Origin of the sequence: Noviherbaspirillum denitrificans, assembly GCF_002211445.1 — a bacterium.
Taxonomy (GTDB): domain Bacteria; phylum Pseudomonadota; class Gammaproteobacteria; order Burkholderiales; family Burkholderiaceae_D; genus Noviherbaspirillum; species Noviherbaspirillum denitrificans.
Genome location: NZ_LSTO01000001.1, coordinates 3,361,099 through 3,367,042, shown reverse-complemented (window position 1 = coordinate 3,367,042; position 5,944 = coordinate 3,361,099). Strand labels below are relative to the sequence as shown.

The window sequence follows — 5,944 nt, the reverse complement described above, 5'->3', positions numbered from 1 at the left end:
AAATGCGATCAGCCGGTGACCGGCAAGGCGGTGCCCGCCGGCCACTTCATTCCCGAGCAGGTGCCCGGGCTGCTGCTGGAAGAAATGCTGGCCTTCTTTACCTGAAGGCGTTGATGGCGTCGCGCGTTTCGATTGCGACGCGGCGGGAAGCCTTTGCGAAATCTTCGCCCGCCAGTTCCTTCGCGTAGAGGATGGCGCGGGAAGAATTGATCATCATGCCGGCGCCGGATGCGGTCCGGCCCGCCTTCACCGTGGCTTCCACGTCCCCACCCTGGGCACCGACACCCGGCACCAGCAGCGGCATGTCGCCGACGATCTTGCGCACCTGCGCCAGCTCATTCGGGAAGGTGGCGCCGACCACGAGGCCGCACTGGCCATTGGTGTTCCATTTTTCCGCGACCAGCTGCGCCACGTGCTGGTAGACCGGCTTGCCGTCAGCCTTCAGGAACTGCAGGTCGGAGCCGCCCGGATTCGACGTGCGGCACAGGATGATCACGCCGCGGTCCTTCCATTCCAGGTAGGGCGCTACCGAATCGAAACCCATGTAAGGATTGACCGTCACCGCATCCGCGCCGTAGCGCTCATAGGCTTCTCGCGCGTACTGCTCGGCGGTGGCACCGATGTCGCCGCGCTTCGCATCGAGCACGATCGGAATCTGCGGATAGGTGCTGCGCATGTAGGCGCAGAGGGCTTCCAGCTGGTCTTCCGCGCGCAGTGCGGCGAAGTAGGCGATCTGCGGCTTGAACGCGCAGGCGGTTTCCGCCGTGGCGTCGATGATGGCCTTGCAGAATGCATAGATGGCGTCCGGCTGCTGCTTGAACTGGGCGGGGAACTTCGTCACGTCGGGATCGAGGCCGACGCACAGCAGGGAATTGTTGGCCGTCCATGCGGCGGAGAGTTTTTCGATGAAGGTCACGGTAGGCCTGCGCGGAATCAGTACGTAAAAAACACATTGTAACGCGCCATGCTATCGTTCCGGGATGACATCCCTTTCCCGCAAGGACTGGATACTCCTCGCATTGCTGACCCTCTGCTGGGGCTTCAACTGGCCGATCATGAAGTTCGGCGTGCAGGATTTCCCTCCCCTCACCTTCCGTACCGTCAGCATGATCGGCGGCCTGCCCGTACTATGGATCGCCGCCCGGGTGCAGGGCGCATCGCTTGCCATCCCGCGCGGAAAACTGCCCCAGGTCATGCGACTGGCCGTGCCCAATATGCTGATCTGGCACGTGTTCATGATTCTCGGCGTCAAAATGCTGTCCTCGGGCCGGGCGGCCATCCTCGGCTACACCATGCCGGTATGGGCAGTGCTATGCGGCCTCGCGTTCTTTGGCGAGCGTCCGGCGCGTGCGGCGTGGATCGGGATCGGCTGTGCGTTTTCCGGTGCGGTACTCTTGCTGTCGAGTGAATTCGCGGCACTCGCCGGCAATCCGCTCGGCATGGTGTTCACGCTTATTGCGGCTGCCGGATGGGGCTATGGCACCGTCGCGATGAAACGCGCCACCATCGACATGCCAACGATCTCCCTGACCTTCTGGATGCTGGCACTGACGACCGCCGTCATGGCCGTGGCTTCCTTCGTGTTGGAACATGCCGCCTGGCACATCCCTTCGGCAGGCACGACGGCGGCCATCGTGTACAACGCGGTCATCATCTTCGGCTTTGCCCACGTGGTCTGGTTCCAGCTGGCGCGCACCCTGCCGCCTATCGCCTCCAGCCTGTCGGTGATGATGATCCCGGTGCTGGGCGTGTTTTCCGGTGCCTGGATGCTGGGCGAAACGCCGCACTGGCAGGATTACGCCGCGATGGGCCTGATCCTGGCGGCAATGAGCACGGTGCTGTTGAAACCGCGGTAAGAGGCCATACATAATTGGCAACTCGGGCTTTCCATCGGGACAAACAACAAAAGGACATCTCATGAAGACATGGACGAAATGGCTTGCGGTCGCTTTCCTTGCCTCGCTGCTCAGCGCCTGCGGCTACAACGATTTCCAGGACAAGGATGAGCATGTGAAAGCCGCGTGGGGCGAAGTCGTCAACCAGTACCAGCGCCGTGCCGACCTGATCCCGAACCTGGTCAATACCGTGAAAGGCTATGCCGCCCACGAGAAGGAAACGCTGGAATCGGTGACACGGGCGCGCGCCGCGGCGACCAGCTTCCAGATCACGCCGGAAGTGCTGAACAATCCCGAAGCCTTCCGCAAGTTCCAGCAGGTGCAGGGCGAGCTGTCGAGCGCGCTGTCGCGCCTGATGGCGGTGTCCGAGAATTATCCGCAACTGAAGGCCGACACCAGCTTCCGTGACCTGCAATCGCAGCTGGAAGGTACGGAAAACCGCATCACCGTTGCCCGCCAGCGCTACATCCAGGCAGTGCGCGAGTACAACGTGCTGGCGCGCAGCTTCCCGACCAACCTCACGGCGATGATGTTCCACTACGAGGTCAAGCCTTCGTTCACGGTCGATAACGAAAAGGCCATTTCGAACGCACCCGCCGTCAACTTCGGCAAGTAAGCCAGCATCATGCCGCTCGTCCGTTCCCTGCTCGCCTTTGCGCTGATGCTGCTGATCGCGGCGGCCCATGGGCAGGACTTCGTGCCTGTTCCGCCATTGCAGAAACGGGTGACGGACAAGGCAGGCATGCTGACCGAGAACCAGCGCGATGCACTGGAAAACGTGCTGAAGGATTACGAGACGCGCACCGGCAGCCAGGTTGCGATCCTTACCGTCGGCAAGACGGAGCCGGAATCCATCGAGCAATACAGCATCCGCGTCTTCGATGCCTGGAAGCTCGGGCGCAAGGGCGCGGACGACGGCGTGCTGCTGCTGGTGGCGAAGAACAATCCGCCTTCGCTGCGACGCTTGCGCATCGAGGCCGGACGCGGCGTGCAGGGTTCGCTGACCGATGCGCAGTCCAAGCGCATCCTGCAGGACGTCATTGCGCCGCATTTCCGCCAGAATGATTTCTATGGCGGACTGGTGGCCGGCGTGTCGGCCATCACCAGCCTGCTGGACCAGGAAAAATTCCCCGCACCGGAAGGCAAGGCGCCCGCCGCGCAGGAAGAGGATGGCGGGATCGACATTTCACTCATCCTGTTCTTCGTGTTCATGATCCTGTTCATGATGCTCTCGCGCGCACAGTCGCGGCGTTATGCGCGCCATCGCCATGGCTGGGGAAGTGCCATCCCCGGCGTGATCCTGGGCGGCCGTCATGGTGATGGCGGTTTCGGCGGTTTTGGCGGAGGCGGCGGCGGATTCGGGGGCGGTGGCGGATTTTCGGGCGGCGGCGGCAGTGCGGATGGTGGCGGCGCCTCGGGGAACTGGTAATGACTACCTTGTCTCGCATTTTCAGGCACCTCACCACGACCACGGGTTTCGGACGGCGGATGTTTCCCGAGACGACGCTCAAGGCCATCGAGGAAGCCATTGCCGATGGCGAAAAGCGGCATCGCGCCGAAGTGCGCCTGATTGTCGAGCCGGCACTGAGCATATTTGCCGTGCTGGGCGGCCAAACGCCTCGGGAACGTGCGCGGGAACTGTTTGCGCACTATGGCGTCTGGGACACCGAGGAAAATTGCGGCGTACTGGTCTACATCAATCTGGCGGACCACCAGGTTGAAATCGTCGCTGACCGCGGCATCGGCCGCACCGTTGCCGCGCAGGACTGGCAGGCCGTGTGCCGCACGATGACGCAGGGATTCGCTCGCCGCGATTATCACGACAGCGTGATGGCGGCGCTGGCACAGTTGAATGCGCTGCTGCAGGAACACTATCCGGATGATGGCTCCACGCGCAACCAGCTTGCCGATCGTCCGGTGCTTCTCTAACCCCGCTCGTACACCCACTGCAGAAGCGCATCCTGCGCTTCGCTGCCGCGTTGCGCATTCGGATGGTTGATGATGCAGACCACGACGTAACGCTTCCCCGACGCGGAAAGGACATAGCCGGCAATCGCCCGCACGTCGTTCAGCAAGCCCGTCTTGATATGCGCCTTGCCCGCCACGGATTGCTCGACGAGCCGCTTGCGCATCGTGCCGTCGTAACCGACCAGCGGCAGCGAAGCCATGAATTCCGGCATGGTGGGTGACCGGAACGACGCCGCCAGGATTTTCGCCAGCGTGACCGGCGCGATGCGCTCTGCGCGCGACAGGCCGGAACCGTTTTCCACGCTCAGTTCCGGCGCCGCGATGCCCTTGGCCACCAGCCAGGCAGAGATCACCGTTGCACCGCTTTCGGTATTGGCCGGCATCTTCGTTGCTTGCGCCGCCAGCGTCAGCAGCAACTGGCGCGCCATGACATTGTTGCTGTACTTGTTGATGTCCCGGATCACCTCGGCCAGCGACACGGAATCCCACTCCGCCACCAGGCGCGCGGACGGTGGCAGGACACCGCCGCGTGTCTCGCCCTTCAGTGTGCCGCCCAGGTCGGCCCACATGCGGCGGAACGCCAGGTCGAAATACTTGGTATGCGTCATCAGGTAGGGATGGACATTCAGGATGCGTTCGCCGCACGACGCGGGATACACGCCATTGAAGCGCGCACCGTTACTGTCGATGGCGAGGTTCAGCTTCGCCCGCCAGTCGCCACACTCGCCATTCGACAGCTGCGGCGCCTGCACTGGATAGGCGGCAAGCGGCGGATCGACGGTCGCCTGGACGTTCCCTTTGGCCGGATCAGGGGCGAAACGGAAGCTTAGCGACTTGTAGTTGAGCAGCAGCGCATCCGGTCCGACGTTGTACGGCTTCAGCGGGTCGCCGTCGAAGCGCGCCGCATCATGCGCCAGGTCTTCGAAGATGGTGCGGTCGAGCAGCAGGTTGCCGCGGATCTCGCGTATCCCACGCGAACGGATCTTGCGCAGGAACAGCCAGAAGTTTTCCAGCACCAGTTTCGGGTCGCCGCCACCCTTGATGATGAGGTCGCCCTGCAGCACATCGCCATTCAGCGTGCCGTCGATATACGCCTGCGTCTTCCAGCTGAAGGACGGACCGAGGATTTCCAGCGCAGCGTTGGTGGTCACCAGCTTCATGGTCGATGCGGGGCTGAAGGACAACGTGTCGTTCAGCGACAGTACTGCCAGGCCGGTACCGAGTTCCTGCACGTGCACGCCGACGGCGGATGAAGGAATCTGGGCGCGTTGCAGTGCATCCGCGACAGTTGGCGGCAATTCCTGCGCGAGCGCAGCAGTGCTGAAGGCAAACAGGAAACAAGCGGCTTGGAGTCTGTGGCGAATTCGCATAGGATAATTAGATCACGCGCAATCGAATGCGATTATCCCACGCAGAACGCCTACCATGCCGACATCCGCCGCTCCTATCAATCCGCTTGCGCTGGACAACCAGTTCTGCTTTGCGCTGTACTCCGCCTCGCTGGCGATGACCAAGACCTACAAGCCTTTCCTGGACAAGCTCGGTCTTACTTATCCGCAATACCTGGTAATGCTGGTGCTGTGGGAGCAGGACGACGTGCTGGTGAAATCCATCGGCGAAAAGCTGTTCCTCGATTCCGGCACGCTCACCCCCCTGCTGAAACGGCTCGAGGCAGCAGCGCTGATCGAACGCACACGCGACACGGCCGACGAGCGCCAGGTGCGGATCACCCTGACGAAGGAAGGGCGTGCGCTCAGGAAGAAGGCACAATGCATCCCGCACGATATCCTGTGCGCGAGCGGCCAGTCGGCGGACGTGCTGGTGGACTTGCGCGCCAAGCTGTCGGCGATCCGGGACGACCTCAACAAGGCCCAGGACAACGCCGGATAGGAAAATGACAATTCTTATGCAATGCCTCCGATTTAATATTTAAATTGTGCGCAATTTAATTGAGTGCTATATTTATTCCCGTCATCACCCGTCAATCCATTTCAATCAAAGGAGAACCTCATGCAGATCCTGTACAAAGCGCAATCCACCGCAACCGGCGGCCGTGACGGTCGCGCCGTTTCGAGCGACAA

At 62.0% G+C, this 5,944-nt stretch carries 7 protein-coding genes; 5 read left to right on the top strand and 2 right to left on the bottom strand.

Going from position 1 to position 5,944, the window contains the following annotated elements; all coding sequences use genetic code 11:
• Positions 1-97: 97 nt before the first annotated feature.
• Positions 98-916 (bottom strand): orotidine-5'-phosphate decarboxylase, encoded by an 819-nt coding sequence (pyrF, locus tag AYR66_RS16290; protein ID WP_088708377.1) that lies wholly within the window; start codon positions 914-916, stop codon positions 98-100.
• Positions 917-980: 64 nt separating this feature from the next.
• Here pyrF and AYR66_RS16285 point away from each other — a divergent pair, with 64 nt between their 5' ends.
• From AYR66_RS16285 to AYR66_RS16270, 4 genes are all read left to right on the top strand, one after another.
• A complete protein-coding gene (locus AYR66_RS16285) occupies positions 981-1,856 on the top strand; it encodes a DMT family transporter (RefSeq protein WP_088708376.1) in 876 nt (291 codons plus the stop codon).
• Positions 1,857-1,917: 61 nt separating this feature from the next.
• Positions 1,918-2,511 carry a LemA family protein gene (locus AYR66_RS16280; protein WP_088708375.1) on the top strand — a complete coding sequence of 198 codons (594 nt, stop codon included), beginning with the start codon at positions 1,918-1,920 and terminating at the stop codon, positions 2,509-2,511.
• A 9-nt stretch (positions 2,512-2,520) separates the two neighbouring features.
• Positions 2,521-3,324, top strand: coding sequence for a TPM domain-containing protein (locus tag AYR66_RS16275; protein WP_088708374.1), 804 nt, complete (start codon positions 2,521-2,523; stop codon positions 3,322-3,324).
• Positions 3,324-3,824: a TPM domain-containing protein gene (locus AYR66_RS16270; protein ID WP_088708373.1), complete on the top strand. Its 501-nt coding sequence runs from the start codon at positions 3,324-3,326 to the stop codon at positions 3,822-3,824. The genes AYR66_RS16275 and AYR66_RS16270 overlap by 1 nt, the downstream gene beginning before the upstream one ends.
• Here AYR66_RS16270 and dacB read toward each other — a convergent pair.
• Complete coding sequence (gene dacB, locus AYR66_RS16265; protein WP_337367149.1) at positions 3,821-5,161, bottom strand: D-alanyl-D-alanine carboxypeptidase/D-alanyl-D-alanine endopeptidase; 1,341 nt, start codon at positions 5,159-5,161, stop codon at positions 3,821-3,823. The two genes, AYR66_RS16270 and dacB, sit on opposite strands and share 4 nt — an antisense overlap.
• Before the next feature lie 127 nt (positions 5,162-5,288).
• On the opposite strand from dacB, the gene AYR66_RS16260 reads away from it, so the two are divergent.
• Complete coding sequence (locus AYR66_RS16260) at positions 5,289-5,753, top strand: MarR family winged helix-turn-helix transcriptional regulator (RefSeq protein WP_088708371.1); 465 nt, start codon at positions 5,289-5,291, stop codon at positions 5,751-5,753.
• Positions 5,754-5,944: the final 191 nt, after the last annotated feature.